The organism is Actinosynnema sp. ALI-1.44 (genome assembly GCF_001984155.1).
In the GTDB taxonomy this organism is placed as follows: domain Bacteria; phylum Actinomycetota; class Actinomycetes; order Mycobacteriales; family Pseudonocardiaceae; genus Kibdelosporangium.
Genome location: NZ_MTQO01000041.1, coordinates 86,106 through 101,685, shown reverse-complemented (window position 1 = coordinate 101,685; position 15,580 = coordinate 86,106). Strand labels below are relative to the sequence as shown.

Annotated in this window: 18 protein-coding genes; 6 read left to right on the top strand and 12 right to left on the bottom strand. The window is 68.9% G+C overall.

Annotation, left to right across the window (positions count from 1 at the left end; translation table 11 throughout):
* Positions 1-164 precede the first annotated feature (164 nt).
* Entirely contained in the window at positions 165-1,124 is a 960-nt protein-coding gene (locus ALI144C_RS15695; protein WP_083753058.1) for a threonine ammonia-lyase, read from the top strand.
* Here the strand turns inward: ALI144C_RS15695 and ALI144C_RS15690 are convergent.
* The 7 genes from ALI144C_RS15690 to ALI144C_RS15660 are packed head-to-tail and all read right to left on the bottom strand — an operon-like array spanning position 1,071 to position 7,958.
* Complete coding sequence (locus tag ALI144C_RS15690) at positions 1,071-1,886, bottom strand: PHB depolymerase family esterase (RefSeq protein ID WP_076987839.1); 816 nt, start codon at positions 1,884-1,886, stop codon at positions 1,071-1,073. The genes ALI144C_RS15695 and ALI144C_RS15690 overlap by 54 nt on opposite strands.
* On the bottom strand, positions 1,879-2,685 hold the full coding sequence (locus ALI144C_RS15685) for an ABC transporter ATP-binding protein (RefSeq protein ID WP_076987838.1): 807 nt from the start codon (positions 2,683-2,685) through the stop codon (positions 1,879-1,881). Before ALI144C_RS15685 ends, ALI144C_RS15690 begins: the two co-directional genes overlap by 8 nt.
* Positions 2,678-3,463, bottom strand: coding sequence for an ATP-binding cassette domain-containing protein (locus ALI144C_RS15680; protein WP_076987837.1), 786 nt, complete (start codon positions 3,461-3,463; stop codon positions 2,678-2,680). Before ALI144C_RS15680 ends, ALI144C_RS15685 begins: the two co-directional genes overlap by 8 nt.
* Entirely contained in the window at positions 3,460-4,293 is an 834-nt protein-coding gene (locus ALI144C_RS15675; protein ID WP_076987836.1) for an ABC transporter permease, read from the bottom strand. The genes ALI144C_RS15680 and ALI144C_RS15675 overlap by 4 nt, the downstream gene beginning before the upstream one ends.
* Positions 4,290-5,240 carry an ABC transporter permease gene (locus ALI144C_RS15670; RefSeq protein ID WP_076987835.1) on the bottom strand — a complete coding sequence of 317 codons (951 nt, stop codon included), beginning with the start codon at positions 5,238-5,240 and terminating at the stop codon, positions 4,290-4,292. Before ALI144C_RS15670 ends, ALI144C_RS15675 begins: the two co-directional genes overlap by 4 nt.
* Positions 5,240-6,853: an ABC transporter substrate-binding protein gene (locus ALI144C_RS15665; RefSeq protein WP_076987834.1), complete on the bottom strand. Its 1,614-nt coding sequence runs from the start codon at positions 6,851-6,853 to the stop codon at positions 5,240-5,242. The genes ALI144C_RS15670 and ALI144C_RS15665 overlap by 1 nt, the downstream gene beginning before the upstream one ends.
* A 7-nt stretch (positions 6,854-6,860) precedes the next feature.
* Positions 6,861-7,958 (bottom strand): C45 family autoproteolytic acyltransferase/hydolase, encoded by a 1,098-nt coding sequence (locus ALI144C_RS15660; protein ID WP_076987833.1) that lies wholly within the window; start codon positions 7,956-7,958, stop codon positions 6,861-6,863.
* 60 nt (positions 7,959-8,018) lie between these two features.
* On the opposite strand from ALI144C_RS15660, the gene ALI144C_RS15655 reads away from it, so the two are divergent.
* From ALI144C_RS15655 to ALI144C_RS15645, 3 genes are all read left to right on the top strand, one after another.
* Positions 8,019-8,906, top strand: a complete 888-nt coding sequence (locus ALI144C_RS15655; RefSeq protein WP_076987832.1) for a MurR/RpiR family transcriptional regulator — start codon at positions 8,019-8,021, stop codon at positions 8,904-8,906.
* A 189-nt stretch (positions 8,907-9,095) separates the two neighbouring features.
* Positions 9,096-10,040: a GGDEF domain-containing protein gene (locus ALI144C_RS15650; RefSeq protein ID WP_076987831.1), complete on the top strand. Its 945-nt coding sequence runs from the start codon at positions 9,096-9,098 to the stop codon at positions 10,038-10,040.
* A gap of 29 nt (positions 10,041-10,069) precedes the next feature.
* Entirely contained in the window at positions 10,070-10,567 is a 498-nt protein-coding gene (locus ALI144C_RS15645; RefSeq protein ID WP_237774168.1) for a metallophosphoesterase family protein, read from the top strand.
* A gap of 28 nt (positions 10,568-10,595) precedes the next feature.
* Here the strand turns inward: ALI144C_RS15645 and ALI144C_RS15640 are convergent, their stop codons facing one another.
* Together ALI144C_RS15640 and ALI144C_RS15635 are read right to left on the bottom strand one after the other, a co-directional pair.
* Positions 10,596-11,774: a cation:proton antiporter gene (locus ALI144C_RS15640; protein ID WP_076987829.1), complete on the bottom strand. Its 1,179-nt coding sequence runs from the start codon at positions 11,772-11,774 to the stop codon at positions 10,596-10,598.
* 27 nt (positions 11,775-11,801) lie between these two features.
* Positions 11,802-12,284, bottom strand: a complete 483-nt coding sequence (locus ALI144C_RS15635; RefSeq protein ID WP_076987828.1) for a cation:proton antiporter regulatory subunit — start codon at positions 12,282-12,284, stop codon at positions 11,802-11,804.
* Positions 12,285-12,392: 108 nt separating this feature from the next.
* Here ALI144C_RS15635 and ALI144C_RS15630 point away from each other — a divergent pair, with 108 nt between their 5' ends.
* The gene (locus ALI144C_RS15630) at positions 12,393-12,812 is read left to right on the top strand and encodes a TOBE domain-containing protein (protein WP_076987981.1); all 420 of its coding nucleotides are present in this window, start codon (positions 12,393-12,395) and stop codon (positions 12,810-12,812) included.
* A 71-nt stretch (positions 12,813-12,883) separates the two neighbouring features.
* Here ALI144C_RS15630 and ALI144C_RS15625 read toward each other — a convergent pair whose 3' ends face one another.
* The gene (locus ALI144C_RS15625) at positions 12,884-13,150 is read right to left on the bottom strand and encodes a hypothetical protein (protein ID WP_076987827.1); all 267 of its coding nucleotides are present in this window, start codon (positions 13,148-13,150) and stop codon (positions 12,884-12,886) included.
* An 81-nt stretch (positions 13,151-13,231) separates the two neighbouring features.
* Positions 13,232-13,567 (bottom strand): hypothetical protein, encoded by a 336-nt coding sequence (locus tag ALI144C_RS15620; protein ID WP_076987826.1) that lies wholly within the window; start codon positions 13,565-13,567, stop codon positions 13,232-13,234.
* 227 nt (positions 13,568-13,794) lie between these two features.
* Here ALI144C_RS15620 and ALI144C_RS15615 point away from each other — a divergent pair, with 227 nt between their 5' ends.
* On the top strand, positions 13,795-14,322 hold the full coding sequence (locus ALI144C_RS15615; protein WP_143230669.1) for an ATP-binding protein: 528 nt from the start codon (positions 13,795-13,797) through the stop codon (positions 14,320-14,322).
* Between the two features lie 46 nt (positions 14,323-14,368).
* Here ALI144C_RS15615 and ALI144C_RS15610 read toward each other — a convergent pair whose 3' ends face one another.
* Entirely contained in the window at positions 14,369-15,316 is a 948-nt protein-coding gene (locus ALI144C_RS15610) for a sporulation protein (RefSeq protein ID WP_076987824.1), read from the bottom strand.
* Positions 15,317-15,580 lie beyond the last annotated feature (264 nt).

The following is a 15,580-nucleotide window of genomic DNA, read 5'->3' as shown; positions in this document are numbered from 1 at the left end:
CTCGCGGGTGCACGGGTGACCGGGGAGCACTATCCCTTCCGCCGCGCCTTCCAGCGCGTCGGCCCCTGGTAGCAGTAAGCTCCCCATCGCCGTGCGGAACCGAGGCTAGAGCCTTGTCCCCCTGCGGCTCAACGGATTTAAACCGCACCGCTAACCTGGGACGCATGACCCGTCCGATGATCCGATCTGTGCGTGTTCCCCGCGTCGACGACCTGGCCACGGCGTGGCAACGGGTGTCCGCCGTGCTTCGTCCGTCCCCTGTGGACAGCACCGGGACCGTCCTGTTGAAACTGGAGACCGCGCAGCCCAGCGGTTCCTTCAAGGTCAGGGGCGCGATCGCGGCGATGACCGGCCTCCCCGCGGGGACCGAAGTCGTCACCGCTTCGGCGGGCAACCACGGGCTCGGGGTGGCGACGGCGTCCGCGCTGCTGGGTATCCGCGCCACCGTCGTGGTTCCCGGCAACGCCTCCCCCGCGAAGGTCGCCAAGCTCAAGGCGTTCGAGAACGTCACGCTGGTCCAGGTCGGCACCTCCTATGACGAGGCCGAGCAGCACGCGTTGAGCCTCACCGACGGCGTGTACGTCTCCCCCTACAACGACCCGGACGTGATCGCGGGCCAGGCCACCATCGGCTACGAACTCGACAGCCAGGTCGACGGTCCCATGACCGTGGTGTGCGCGGTCGGCGGCGGCGGGCTCGCCTCGGGGCTGGGTCTGTGGGCGTCACAACGGGCGGACGTGCGGATCGTCGGAGTCGAGTCGGCGGCGTCCCTGGCGATGTCGGAAACCGTCAAAGCCGGGCACGATGTGAAGGTAACCGTCGGCGAAACCCTCGCCGACGGGATTACCGGCAACCTCGAACCCGGTTCGGTGACCGTCGGCCTGATCGCCGAGCACGTCCATTCGCTGGTCACGGTCACCGAACCGGAGCTGCGGCACGCCATCCGCCACCTCGCGGCCAACCACGGCGTGCTCGCGGAAGGATCGGCCGCCGTGCCGGTCGCGGCGCTGCTGGCCGGGAAGGTCGACGTCGCCGGACGGGCGGTCGCGATCGTCTCCGGCCGCAACATCTCACTGCCCGCGCTTGCCGATGTGCTCGCCGAAGAACCGCCGAACCGCGCCTAACACCTGCGACCCTCTGTGGCCGACGCCGTCCACCAGGTCGAACGTCACGTCGAGGCCGTGCGACCGGTAGCCGCGTTCCAAGGTGCGCAGCCGCTCGACCCGGGTGGCACCGGTCTGCTCGACACCGTCCATCCAATTGGAGTCACCCGGGTTGTCGATCTCCCAGGTCTCGGTGTCCGCCGAACCGACCACCAGCTGGATGGGCACGCGGCGCAGTGCGCCGAAGTCGATCGGCGCGCCGAACCGCTGCTCGAAGTCCCGGGTGCCCAGCCACCACGGCAGGGTGTCGTCGAGCTGCGTGATCCGGCCGGGCGCGCCGATCGACGCGGACGCGAGCCGGTCGGGGTGCAGGTAGAGGAACCGGTGGGTGAACTGGCCGCCGCCGGAGAAGCCGTGCAGGTGGAACCGCTCCGGCGCGACGGGGAACCGCCGCGCCACCTCATCCACTATGGACAGCAGCATCCGGTCGAACCGGATGCCGCGGTAGTCGATGAACTTGTAGTTGTGGATGTCGTCGGGGTCCACGAGCCCGGCGGGGAAGATCGGCGCGAGGATCACCGCGCCGTGCTCGTCGGCGAACTCGATCATGTTGTCACGGGACTTCACCGCCGAGCGGTTGGTGCCGTGCTGCATGACCACCAGCGGCGCCCTGTCGACGATCGCCTCGGGGACGTAGAGGCAGTAGTGCAGCCGTTGGTCCACTGGGGACGCGAAGATCGTCGTCCGGCCGCGCCGGTAGAACTCGCTGGCCCGGTCACGCATCGGCAGCCTCCTGGGAATCGGCGAACGCGGCTCGCAGTTCGGCGACTTGTTCCGGCCGCCATCCGGGGCCAGGCGCCGACGACAGCAGCATCTCGGTGTACGGGTGCTCGGGTGAACGCAGCACTGTGGCTGTGTCGCCGTGTTCGACGACCTTGCCCTGGTACATCACCAGCAGGGTGTCGGTGACCTCGGCGGCCACCGCCAAGTCGTGCGTCACGAACACCAAGCCCACTCCCGTGTCGCGGCGGATCTCGTTGAGCAGGGCCAGGATCCTGGCCTGGACCGAGACGTCCAGCGCGGACACGGCCTCGTCGAGCACCAGCACCGCCGGGTCCACCGCGAGCGCCTTGGCGATCGCCACGCGTTGCCGTTGGCCGCCGCTGAGCTGGTGCGGCCGTGACGACTCCAGTTCGGCCGCGAGCCCGACGCTGTCCATCAGTTCCGCCACGGTCTTGCCGCAGCGGTGGCGCTTGAGGACGTCACGCAGGGCGTTGCCGACGGTGAGCCGCCGATCCAGGGACCCGTACGGGTCCTGGAAGACCATCTGGATCTCCCGGGCACGGCGAAGCCTGGCCGCACGGCCACGGTCGTGCCCACGCGCTCGGCCGTTCACCGACACAGTCCCGGCGTCCGGCTCGATCAGCCCGGAGATCATGCGGGCGACGGTCGTCTTGCCGGACCCCGACTCACCTACCACACCGACCGATCCGCCGCGTGCCACCGTGAAGCTCACGCTGTCGGCGACGCACCGTCCTTTGTAGCTTTTCGTCAGCCCCTCGGCCGCCAGCACGTCAGGCATGCCGCACCTCCCGCGTGGGCAGCTGTGGCACGGCTTCGGCCAACTGCCGCGTGTACGGGTTGTCCGGGTTGACGAAGATTGTGCTCGCCTCCTGGTGATCCACCACGGCTCCGTCCTTCATCACGTACACGCGATCGCAGTACGCGCCAGCGAGGTGCAGGTCGTGCGTGATGAACAGAACGCTCATCTCCCGCTCGCGTTGCAGCCCTCGCAGCACGGCCAACACCTCCGCTTGCGTGGTCACGTCCAAGGCGCTGGTCGCCTCATCCGCCAACAGCAAGCGCGGACCGGTGCTCAACGCGGCGGCGATCACGACTCGCTGCAGCATCCCACCGGACAACTCGTGCGGGTAACGCCGCAGAACCTGGTCGCTCAGGCCCACTTCGGCCAGCAGAGCGCTCACTTCGGCCGTGGCGGCCGACTTGCTCGCCCCGTGCACGCGGACCAGGCGTTCGCAGGCCGAGTCGCCGATCCGCCTGACCGGGTTGAGCACCCGGCGCGGCTCCTGGAAGATCATCGCCGCCTGCCGGGCGCGGACCTCCTGCAGCACAGCCGGGCAGGCGTGGACGACGTCGTGCCCGCACACCGAGATCTCACCGGACACCGTGGCGTCGTCGGGTTGCAGGCCGAGCACGGCCCGCGCGGTCGTGGACTTGCCGGAGCCGGATTCGCCGACCACCCCGACGACCTCACCGACCTGGACGCGCAGGGAGACGTCACGCAGGATCTGCCGGGACGGGACCGACAACGACAGGTTCTCCACCACAAGTGCCGTCATGGGCGCACCGCCAGCTTGTCGGAGAGGCGGACACCGACCACGTTGGTCGCCACCACCACGATCGCGATGGCCAGGCCGGGGATGATCGCCGGGGCGAGGTAGCCCTGGATCACGCCCGCCCGGCTCTCCTCCACCATCAGGCCCCATTCCGAACTGGGCGGCTGCGCGCCGAACCCGAGGAAGTTCAACGCCGCCAAGCTCATCAGGCCGTCGCCGAACAGCACGACCAGGTACCCGGCCAGGGTCGGCAGCAGGTTCGGCACCACGTAACGCAGGCAAAGCTCGACGCCGCCGACTCCCTGCAGGCGGTAGGCGTCGACGTACGGCCTGGCCAGTTCCTCCAGCGCGACAGCGCGGGTGAACTTGGCGATCACGGGCGCGAACGCCAGCCCCATCCCGATGACCGCGGTCGCCGGGCCACGGCCGAACACCGCGATGACCAGCACCACGAACAGCAGACCGGGGAACGCGAACATCACGTCGGTGATCCGGGCCAGCACGGTGTCCACCCAGCCGCGTTTCCACGCGGCCACCACTCCGATGAGGACACCGAGCACGGTCGCGAACGCCAGCAACGCGATCGCGCCGAGCAGGCTCGGCTGAGCGCCGTGGATCACCCTGGAGAGGATGTCGCGGCCCAGGTGATCCGTGCCGAGCCAGTGTTCGAGCGACGGCGGCTGCCACAACGCCGCGAAATCCGCCGCGGACGGCTCGTAGGGCGCGACGATCGGCGCGAACACGGCCGCCGCGACCGTGATCACGAGAATGCCCGCGCAGATCCGGTACAGCCAGGCGGGCCGCGTGCCCGCGGGACGCAACAGCACTGTCACGTCCTGCTCCTTTCCCTGGTCCGGGCGTCGATCAGCGGATACGCCAGGTCGACGATCGTGGTCACCACCATGTACGCGGCCACCATGTACAGCAGGATCGCCTGCACGACGGGGAAGTCGTGCGTGTTGATCGCCTCGACGAGCAGGCTGCCGACACCGTTGAGCCCGAACACCTTCTCGATCACGATCGTCCCGGCGAGCATGCTGGCCAGCACCATCCCGCACATCGTCACGATCGGCCCGAGCGAGTTGCGCAACACGTGCCGCAGCACGACCTTGTGCGGTGCCAGGCCGAAACTCCGCGCCGCCTCGACGTGGTCCAGCGTCCGCTGTTCGAGCATGGTCTGCCTGGTCACCCGGCTGATCACCGCGAGCGCGCCGAGAGCGAGCGCGACCGCGGGCAGCGTCAGGTGGTAGATCCGGTCGCCGAACCCCGTTCCCGCACCGGCGACGTCGAACCAACCGAGCTCCACGGCGAAGAACGACACCAGCACCAGCGCGATGACGAAGCTGGGCACCGAGTTGAGAAACGTGGTCACGCCCGTGATGACCGAGTCGACCACGGTGCCTCGCTTGAGCGCCGAGACGACACCCAGCGACACACCGAGCAGCACGAACAGCACCGCGGCCATGGCCACGAGCGTCAACGTGACGCCCAGGCGCGGTCCCATCAGATCCGTGACCGGCTGCCGGTAGACGAACGACGTGCCGAAGTCGCCCTGCACGACGTTGCCCGCCCAGAGCCCGTACTGCACCCACACCGGCTCGTCGAGGTGGTACTGGGCGCGCACCGCCGCCACCTTCTCCGGGGTGACGTTCTCCGGGTTGCCGATCAGGAACGTGACCGGATCGCCTGGCGCGGCGTACATCGCCGCGAAGATCACGACCGAGCTGAGGACGAGGGTCAGCACCATCGCCCCCAGCCGCCGTGCGACGACAGTCATCATCACGACCCCTTGGCTCCCAGGTCGGCGGCCCACGGGTAGTACCGGTAGCAGCCGGAGGCGGGCACTCCGGTGACCTTTGTGGACAGAGCGACCGTGCTCGGGCTCTGTACCAACGAGATCCACGGCATCCCGTCGGCCCACCGGCGCGCCATGTCGGTGGCGATCCCGGCCCGCTCGGCGTCGTCGATCGCGGCACGGGCCTTGGGCACGAGTTCGTCGTACTCCGGGTCCTTGAAGACCCAGTTCACCGACGACTTCGACGAGCCGTTCTTGTAGAAGCCCACCGGGTCGTTCTTGGAGATGTAGTAGTCGTCGGCGAACAGGTCCGCCTGCTTGCGCAGGTCGGGTTTGATCAGGTACTCGCCGTACTGCTGCGGCGGGATCTGGGTGATGCTCGCCTGAAGCCCGATCTTGCCCGCCGCGTCCACCAGCGCGTTGGCGATCACGTCCCTGATCGGGGTGCCGTCGCTGGCGACCACGATCGGCTCGGTCGGGCCGACCTCGCCAACGAGTTTCTTGGCCGCTTCGACGTCCGGTGGCACGGGCGAGCCGGGCAGCGAGTCGTACGCGCTTTGGAACACAGCTTTCTCGTAGCCCCACGCTCCCGGCCCGACGGGTTCCTTCGCGGGCTGGCCGAGCCCGGCCATCGCGGCGCGGTTGATCCCGTCCCGGTTGATCGCCAGCGCCAGTGCCTTGCGCAGCCGGGCGTCCGCGAGGGCGCCGCGTTCGGTCGCCATCAGGTTCCACACGCGGGTGTCCGGGCCCTGGCTGATGGTCGTGGTGCCGCCGGACGCCAGCCGGGTCGCCGCCGCCAGGTTCTCCAGGTAGGCGCCGTCGGCCGAGCCGGTGACCAGGGAGTTGACGATGGCGTCGTCCTCGGCCCAGCGGAAGGTGATCCGCCCGGTCTTCGCGGCCTTTGCCTTGTCCCAGTAGTCCGGTGCCTTGCTCAGCACGACCCGGTCGCCGGACGCCCAGGTGTCGAGCGTGAACGGGCCCGAGCAGGCGTCCTTGCCGCGTGGCGTGCCGTACTTGTCGCCCTGTGCCTCGACCGCGGCCCGTTCGAGCACGACTCCGGCGTCTCCGGCCATGGCCTGCAGGAACAGCGCGTCCGGCTGCTTGAGTTTGACGGTCACCTCGGCCGGGCCGGTCCTGCCGATCGACGTGACGTTGACGTACTCGTCGGACTCGGCCGCGCCGTCCGCGGCGTGCCGCCGCATGCTCCAGACCACGTCGTCCGCGGTCATCGGCTTGCCGCTGTGGAACGTCACGTCCGTGCGCAGCGTGAACACGAGCGTGTCCGGCGTCGCCCACTTGTACGCGCTGGCCAGGTGGGGTTTCGAGGTCAGATCGGGCCGCAGTTGCAGCAGCCGCTCGCAGACGTTGGCCATGACCAGGTCGCTCTGCGAGTTCGCGGCGTCGAGGTCGAGGTCCACGGTGGACGGCTCCTTGGCGATCAGCCAGTTCGCCTCGGCGAGCGGACCGGCCGCGGCCGGGGTCGCGTCGACCAGCCGGACGTTCTGCCTGACCTGGTCGGGATCCGTCTTCGTGCCGGAGCACCCGGCGACCAGCGTGACAAGGGTGGCCATGGCGAGCCATCGCGGCGCACTGGACATGTTGTTCCTAGTCGTAGAGGTTGAAGGGCACGCGCGTGTACGAGTTCTCGCACGGTGTGCCGTGGGTGAGGTGGTAGTCGCCGGTGGTCAGGTCGACCAGGCTGGAGACCAATGTGGACCATTGGCGGACCGGCACCTGCCGGTCGTCGGGGTGCGTGCAGACCGACTCGGGGTGGCCGAGGTGGTCGGACATCGCGGTGTGGACCGCCGTGCGCACGTCCACCGGTTTCCCGGCGTCGGCGGCTGCCCTGAGGCCCTTGCGCGCCTGCGGGACGCGCAGCAGCGAGTCCGGCGACATCGGCCGGTATGTCGCCGCGAGCTGCACGGGAACGCCTGCCTGGTAGTGGTTTCCGTGCACGAGCAAGCCGTCGGACGGGTACTCCCAGAACACCGCGCCCGGTGTGGTCTCCAGGTCGATGGAGAAGCCTGAGCGGTGCGTCAGCAGTGCGTTGCTGGCGATATGGGCGCGGGTCTTGGTCAGGATGGTGATCGCGTCGGTGAGGTTGGCCGAGTCGAGCACCCGCCTGCGGATGACGGTCTGCGGGACGCCGACGGTGTTGTCGAACCGGCCGCCGAGACCGTTGGCGTTCAACGCGATCCCGGCCGAGTTGGCGCCGTGCCTGCCGATCTGACCGGCTTCGACCTGCATGATCACGGTCGGCTTCGGCGGCTGCACGACCCGCACGACGATCACGGTGTCGCGTACCTGGTGGCGCCAGTCCCAGTTCTGCCCGGCGTAGACGTGCCCGTCGCCGGAAGCGGGTGCGGCGAGGGAGAACGACGTGCAGCCGTCGACCTGCGTGCCGAAGCCGGTGTCGTACAGGATCTCGCCGCGGCAGTTGAGTGTGACGACCTCGGTGAGACCGACCCCGGCGCCCTCGGCGATACCGGTCATCTCGGCCAGCATCTCGGGGTAGTCCTTGCCGATCAGCTCCTGCCACGGCCGGGCGCGGTCGAGGATCTCCGGCCAGGACAGCCGGGTCTGTTGCTGGAACGCCCGTGCGTAGTACTCGATCGCCGCCGCGATCTCCCCGGCCGCGGCCTGGCCGTGCTGCCTGCCGCGGTCGTGGGGTTCGCCGGAGATCTCGATCGTCTTGATGGACATTCTGTTACCAAACCACCAATTTCGTAACGTCTCTTACATGCCGTAATGTAGAGTACGAACGTGCAGCCCGACGTAACGAATGCGACACGAAATCCGGCGCTGGTCGATCTGCGGTCCCGGATCCGCGACCGGTGGGACGAGTTCTCCCCCGCGGCGCGGGGTGTCTGCCGGTCGCTCTCGGCGATCACGCCGGAACGGCTGCTCTACATGTCCGCACAGGACATCGGCGCGGAGAGCAAGACCAGCAACGCCACCGTGATCCGCACGCTGCAGGCGCTCGGGTACACCGGTCTCGCCGAGCTCAAGGGCAAGGTCGCGGCGCCGTTCACCACCGAGATCGCCCCGGAGGAACGCGCGCGGCAGCGTGTCGAGTCCACCGGTGGCGACCTGGAACAGGTCTGGCACAGGGTGGTCGGCGAAGCGCTCGACCGGATCGAGTTGTTGCGCCGCAACCACTCCCCCGACGCGTACGGCACGGCTGTGCGGATTCTCCTTGAGGCCAAGCAGGTCCTGACGTACGGCATCGGCGCGTCGTCGGTGTCGGCCGAACACCTGGCGTTGAAGCTGCGGCGCGTCGGACTGCGCGCCCGGTCGATCCAGTCCGCCGGGTTCAAGCTCGCCGACGACCTGATGGACGTGGAACACGGCGACGCGGTGGTCCTGTTCGCGCCCGGCCGAATGCTCGTGGACATGGCGGTCCTGCTCGACCGGGCGCGGACCGTCGGCGCCAAGACCGTTCTGGTGACGGACCAACTGGCCGACGAACTGACGGGCGAGGTGACGGTGTCGCTGTACGCGCCGCACAGCCCGACCGGGATGTCCGGGGAGTCGTTGACCGGCATGGTGGTCGGGGACGCGTTCGCCCAGGCTGTCGCGGCCGCCGACCAGGAGCGGACCGTCGAGTCGTCCCACACCTTGACCGTGCTGCGCCAGCAGTTGGGCTTCTGACGCATTCGGGGACACGTGGCGAGCCGTGACAGGTCCGGACTCCGGTTTTGTCACGTCGTGCACAGTTGTGACGGAGCAGCACGAGCGGATGAACGAAGATCACCCGACAGGCCACGGGTTCACCCCACCGAGACGCTGCGTGATGACCGGGCAACCGATAGTCTCACCGGCCGAAGGAGGCTGCCCCGAATGACCACTTCGCCCAGCTGCGACTCGTGCGGCCGGCCCCATGGCCGGTGGGCTACCGACCGGCTGACCCTGTTGCTGGACAGGTGGGGCTGGGACGAACAAGCGCCGCACGTCCTGGCAGCCTCGCCGTCGACAGCGCTGGTGGTCGTCGACCTCGACAACTTCAAGCGTGTAAACGACCGCTACGGGCACGTCGCCGGTGACGCGGTCCTCAAGGCGGTCGCGGACACTCTCAAACAGCGAACGCGGAAGGGCGACCTCGTCGGCCGCTACGGCGGGCACGGTGGCGACGAGTTCCTGATCCTGTTGCCCGGGACCGTGCTCGAGGAAGCGCTGGCGGTGACCGAACGCGTCCGCCAGGACATCCGCTCGCTCGTGGTGCAGGCCCCCACGCACGGCGGAACGGTCCGGATCGACACGATCACCGCGTCGTTCGGCGTGGCTGTCGGCGACCCCGGGACCGACGTCCAAGCCCTGATCGTCGAAGCGGACGCCGCACTGCGGCACGCGAAGAAGACCGGGCGAGATCGCGTCAGAGCCCCGAAGCAGCCCCGGCCGATGCGGGTTCCGTTGGCGCTGCTCGGTGCGTGTGCGGCGGGAGTCGTGGTCATCTCGCTGGTCGCCGACGCACCGAAGCGGGTGACGCAGGTCGTCGCCGAGCCGCTGTCGCCCGCGCTGCCGACGATCACCGTGCCCGCGATCACCGTCCCGCCGTCGACCGTGACGATGACGGCGACCGTGCAGCCGCCACCGCGTCCAGTGGTGCCACCGCAGAAGCCGAAGCAGAGTCCCACTCGGACGTCCTCCGCTGTCCCGCCGTCGGTGGACCCGTCGGTGCGCGCGGTCGAGCGTCCGCCGACGACACCGACCACAACCTCGGCGTGTCCGGTCTGCGACGTGGTGGAAGGCGCGATGGAGGACTTCCGCTCCTTCATGCCGCGCTGAGGTCTCCAGCGCGTTAGGTTCGGTCTGTGATGGTCGTCGTGCTCGCCGATACCCACTCGCCTCGGCGTTGGAAGTCCTGCCCGCCACGCGTCGCCGAGCACCTCCGCGACGCCGACGTGATCCTGCACGCAGGCGACGTGTGCACGCCGGACGTTCTCGACGAGCTCGCCGAATTCGCGCCGGTCCACGTTGTGCTGGGCAACAACGACGGTCCCGATGTCGCCGCCTGGGGTGCGCCGGAGACCCTCGAGGTCGAACTCGACGGCCTGCGGGTCGCGATGATCCACGACAGCGGGCAGGCCACCGGGCGAACCGCGCGGATGCGGCGCCGGTTCCCCGATGCCGATCTGGTCGTGTTCGGGCACTCGCACATCCCGATGGACCGGACCGGCGACGGGGTGCGGATCTTCAACCCCGGTTCGCCCACCGACCGGCGACGCCAGCCGCACGGCACCATCGGCGTTCTGACCATCTCCGGCGGATCACTCGTCGACGCCCGGATCATCCCGGTGACCCCTGCGCCGTGAAGGCGGCCCTACCGGCGTCGCGGCATGCCTAAGCCGTGCGCGGCTGTAGTTTTCGTTGCAGGCTACGCGCGACCGGCTCGACCACGCGCGCCGCGACCGGGCCGAGCACTGCCATCAGCAGGACGTACGCCGTCGCGAGTGCTGCCAGTTCGTCCTCCACCGCCCCGGCCGCCACCGCGAGACCCGCGATGACGATGGAGAACTCGCCCCTGGCCACCAGCGCGGCGCCCGCTCGTGCCCGGCCCATCCGGCCGATGCCCTGCTGTCGCGCCGCGAACCAGCCCGTGGCCACCTTCGTCAGCGTGGTCACGAAAGCCAGCGCCACCGCCCAGCCGAGCACCGGCGGGATCGTCGTCGGGTTGGTGTTGAGCCCGAACACCACGAAGAACATCGCGGCGAACAGGTCCCGCAACGGCTCCAGCAGCTTGGTCGCGTTCTCCGCCGTCGACCCGGAGATCGCGATGCCCAACAGGAACGCGCCGACCGCCGCGGACACCTGCAACTGCGAGGCGATCCCGGCAACCAGCAGCGCCGCGCCCAACACCCGCAGCAGGAACACCTCCGGCTCCGGGCTGTCCACCAGCATCGAGACGTACCGGCCGAACTTCAGGGCGATCACCAGCACGATCGTGATCACGATCAGCGACACCCCGACCGCGGTCAACCCGCCCATCAGGGTCGCACCCGCGAGCAAGGCGGTCAGGATCGGCAGGTACACGGCCATCGCCAGGTCTTCGAACACCAGGATCGACAGCACCACGGGTGTTTCGCGGTTGCCCAGCCTGCCGAGGTCGCCGAGGACCTTGGCGATGATCCCGGACGACGATATGTAGGTCACGCCCGCCATCGCGATCGCGCCGACCGGGCCCCAGCCCAGCAGCAGCGCCACGGCCGCGCCGGGCAACGCGTTGAGCACCAGGTCCAGCAGGCCGGCCAGCCACGCCCGGCGCATGCCGGTGACGAGTTCGTTGGCCGAGTACTCCAGGCCCAGCAGCAACAGCAGCAGGATCACGCCGATTTCGCCTGCCAGCGAGGCGAACTCGTCGATCCCGTGCAACGGGATCAGGCCACCGGACCCGAAAGCGAGCCCTCCCAACAGGTACAGCGGGATCGGTGAGATACCGATCCGCCACGCCAGTCGTCCGAGCAGGCCCAGGCCGAAGAAAACCGCTCCCAGTTCGATCAGGGAGATGGCGGTGTCGTGCACTTGTCCCCTTGTGGATCAGGCCGGCTGTCAGCCGGTCTCGAGCACCTCGACGGCTTTGCCCAGTCCGTCGGCCGTGCCGACCGTGACGAGCATGTCGCCGCCGCTGAGCCGGAAGTCCGGCCGGGGTGATGGATGCGCGGTACCGCCACGCACGACGGCGACGACTGACACAGCTGTCCTGGTGCGCAGCGCCGTGTCGCCGAGGGTCCTGCCGTCGTACGGCGAGCCCGGTGCGAGCGGCAGCTGCCGCGTCGTGATCCCGGAGACGTCTTTGTTCTGCTCCTCCAGCATCGTCACGAGCTGGGGCGCGCCGAGCAGGGTCGCGAGCGTGGCGCTCTCCTCGACGGTCAGCGGGATCGACGCCACACACGAGTCCGTGTCGTCCTGCTTGGAGACGATCATCTCCATCCGGCCGTCGCGGTAGGTGATCACACCGATCCGCCGACCGCCGCGGGAGAGGAAGTCCTGACGCGTGCCCAGGCCCGGCAAGGGGGTCACCTCGACGTTCACACCGTTGACTGTAACTCGCCACCACATTCGTCATGCGACGAACCCGTGGATCAGGGCGAAACGGACTCGGCTCGCGGTGCCGTCCCCGTCCCACTACAGTCCGCGATCATGGCGTTGAGCATCCGCAACCAGCTCACGGGCACCGTGAGCGCCGTCCAGCCCGGCGAGGCCATGGCCACGGTCAAGACCCGGCTGACCGGTGGACAGGAGATCACCGCGGCGATCACCCGCGAGGCCGTCGACGACCTCGGCATCGCCGACGGCACCCCGGTGAGCGTCCTGGTGAAGTCGACGGAGGTCGCGCTGGCCACCGAGCCGGTCAAGGGCATCAGCATCCGCAACCAGCTGCGCGGCGAGGTCGTGGCGATCGCCACCGGTGGGGCGATGGCCACCGTCAAGGTCACTGTCGACGGTGGCGAACTGACCGCGGCGATCACCAAGGAGGCCGTCGACGACCTCGCGCTGAGCGCGGGCGCCAAGGTCGTCGCGTTGATCAAGTCGACCGAGGTGGCACTCACCACCGCCTGACACCAGCGGATGTCTGCTTAGGACAGACGCGAACTCGATGCGCGGGTCGACCTCCGCGTGGTCTACCAGTATTACTGCGGCAACCACCCTCGGCCGAGCGAACCGCAATACCCGCTGTGGGGGCTGCGCAAGGACTCGATGACCAGCAGCGGCCTGCGGGCGGCCTCTCGCGCCTCGGTGACGAACGCGGGCAACGCGCGACACCTGGAGCAGATTTTCACCCGAGAGAGCGAGCACTCCGCGGTGAGTGACTCCGGGTACGCGGCCGCCATCTCGGCCCTGGCGACGTGGGTGAAAACGCACCGGAAGCCGACAGCGGCCTCGGTGGCCGCCTGCACTGGCCCGCACTGTCCAGCGTGCAGGCCAAGCTCTGGAAACGGCTCCACCCCGGGGTCGGCATCGCGCCGTGAGCCCCCGGGCTACAGCACTGGCGCCAGCACCGGGACCGCGTCCTGGCGCTGCGCCGGGCTCAGCATTCGCAGTGCCTCGGTCAGCGCGGCACACGCGGGACTGACAAGCCCGGCGTCCAGGCGGCTGACAGCGAGTCGCACGCACTCGGCAGCCGTGGCGATCATGGCCGTCTCACCGATCGCGGCCGTGTACGCCAGCGCGCCCCGGAGGTTGTCGTGGACGATTCGCGCGTCGGCCGACTGGGACAGCTCATGCAGTGCGACGCCGACCTCGGTGCGCAGGCGCAGGCCGGGTGCGAGGCTGACAACGGGTCGCGGCGCGTCCCCCAGGTGACTTGTGTTCAAGACGACTCCCCTAGTGGTGGCGGACACCGTTGTCCGCCTTGATCCATTTTCCCGTACGAAAGCCGCCCCAAACGATGCCCCCCTGGTCGAGCGAGCGGACTCCGTACGATCACACTCCGTGACGAGAGCGGTGACACGTCCGCAGTGGACCGAACGGAGGAATAGTTCTCGGCCGCACCGGGTAAGCCGGTATCGGACTTGTCAGCGAGTCGAAGGTGTTGGCGACGATGCGAAAGAAGGCCGCGGTCCCACTCGCCGAATGGGGTTCGACCCTGCCGAGGGTGGCCGCCAAGGTGATCGCAGACGCCGATGTTACTCAACCACACGTCTACCTGCGGTTTTCCGCAGATCCCACGAACCTGGGAATGGCACGGCGGGACATCGGTGACTGGGCGCACGCCCTGAACCTGGGCACGAACCTGACACAGGACATCGTGCTGGCGTTGGACGAGGCGGCCACGAACGCGGTGGAGCACGCCTACCTGGGCAGAAGCGGGCCTGTGACCCTGTTCGCGGGGTGCGACAAGTCCGGGCACTGCGCGTGGACGGTCGTGTCGGACAACGGGCAGTGGCGAACGCCCCGCGCGGGCCCGAGCACGCGGGGCCGGGGGTTGCAGCTGATGGCGGCGTTGGCAGACGAGTGCGACGTGACGTCGACGGTGTCGGGAACGACAGTTGTGCTGGGCTGGCCGATCGAGCACATACGGCCGCTGGGCGGTGATACAGGGTTCCGGTACGCGCAGAAGGTGTCTTAGCAGGAAGACACCCGGGTGCTGTTCGGCACCCGGGTGAGTCGCGTTGTCAGCCTTCTTCGCCGCCGCCTTCGTCCTCGCCGCCGAAGCCGTCGAGCATCTCGCCGATCATCATGCCGCCGACGACACCGGCAGCGGCACCGGCGACCATGCCGCCCATGCCACCGCCACGACGGCCTCGATGCCCGTAGTCATCGTCGTAGTGGCCGCCGTGGCCACCGCCGAACATGCCGCCCCGACGACTGGCGACGCGGTCGAGCCACTCGTGGAACATGCGGGCCCAGTCCAGTTCGAGCGCTTCCCGGTGTGACGCCTCGAAGCGGCCGATCACGTCCTGGCCGCCGCCGAAGCCGCCGCGCTTGTCGGCCTCGAGAACGACCACGATGCCTTCGTGCGAGGCGACGATCGTCAGCTCGACCTCGTTGATCCGGCCGGCGAACTGCTGCGGCGGGTAGAACTCGATCTCTTGGAAGAACGGGAGTTCCTGGCGGATACCGTAGATCCGGCCCGCTTCCAGGTCGGCGGACTTGAACTGGAAACCGAGCTGGCCGAACGCCTCGAGCACGGCGTCCTGCGACTCGAGCGGGAGGACGTAAACCGGGTCGAGGTCGCCCTTGTCGACCGCCTTGGCGATGGACAGCTCGGTGCGCAGCCCCAGCTCCATCCGCGGCAGCCGCTGCCCACCGACCTCGGTGATCGGGGCCTCCCACGGTACGGGGATGCTGAACGGGATGGTGCGGTCCTGCTTGGCCGCGAGCTTCGTCGGGCCGGAGACCACGACACGGTGGAACTCCACCATGCCCTGTCCGCGGTCACCCCGCTCGACCCGGGTGACCAGTGACAACGCGATGTGCTCGATCTCGGCGTCGCCGTCGCCGCCCTGGATGCGCACCTCACCGGTGAGCGTCCCGCCGGGCGTGACCCTCGGGTCGGCCAGCACGGTGTCGACGGACGGGCCGCCGACGCCGAGCTTCTGCAACATCTTCTTGAACACCATCCGGAGGTCTTCTCCTTAACTTGACGGCAGGGCGGACATAATGGCCAACGCAACTCTAGGGTCCAGAAGTTCCGGACATAACGCCCACCCAGGTCTTCTTTACGCCATCCGTGACACGACCGGCCCGCTCGGGTCTGCGTGTCTCACCGCTGTCCCTCGGCACGATGACATTCGGGACCGACTGGGGCTGGGGCTCCGACTAGGACCGCCGGATATTCGACGCCTGCGTCGACCGGGGCGGCAACTTCATCGACACCCCGAACA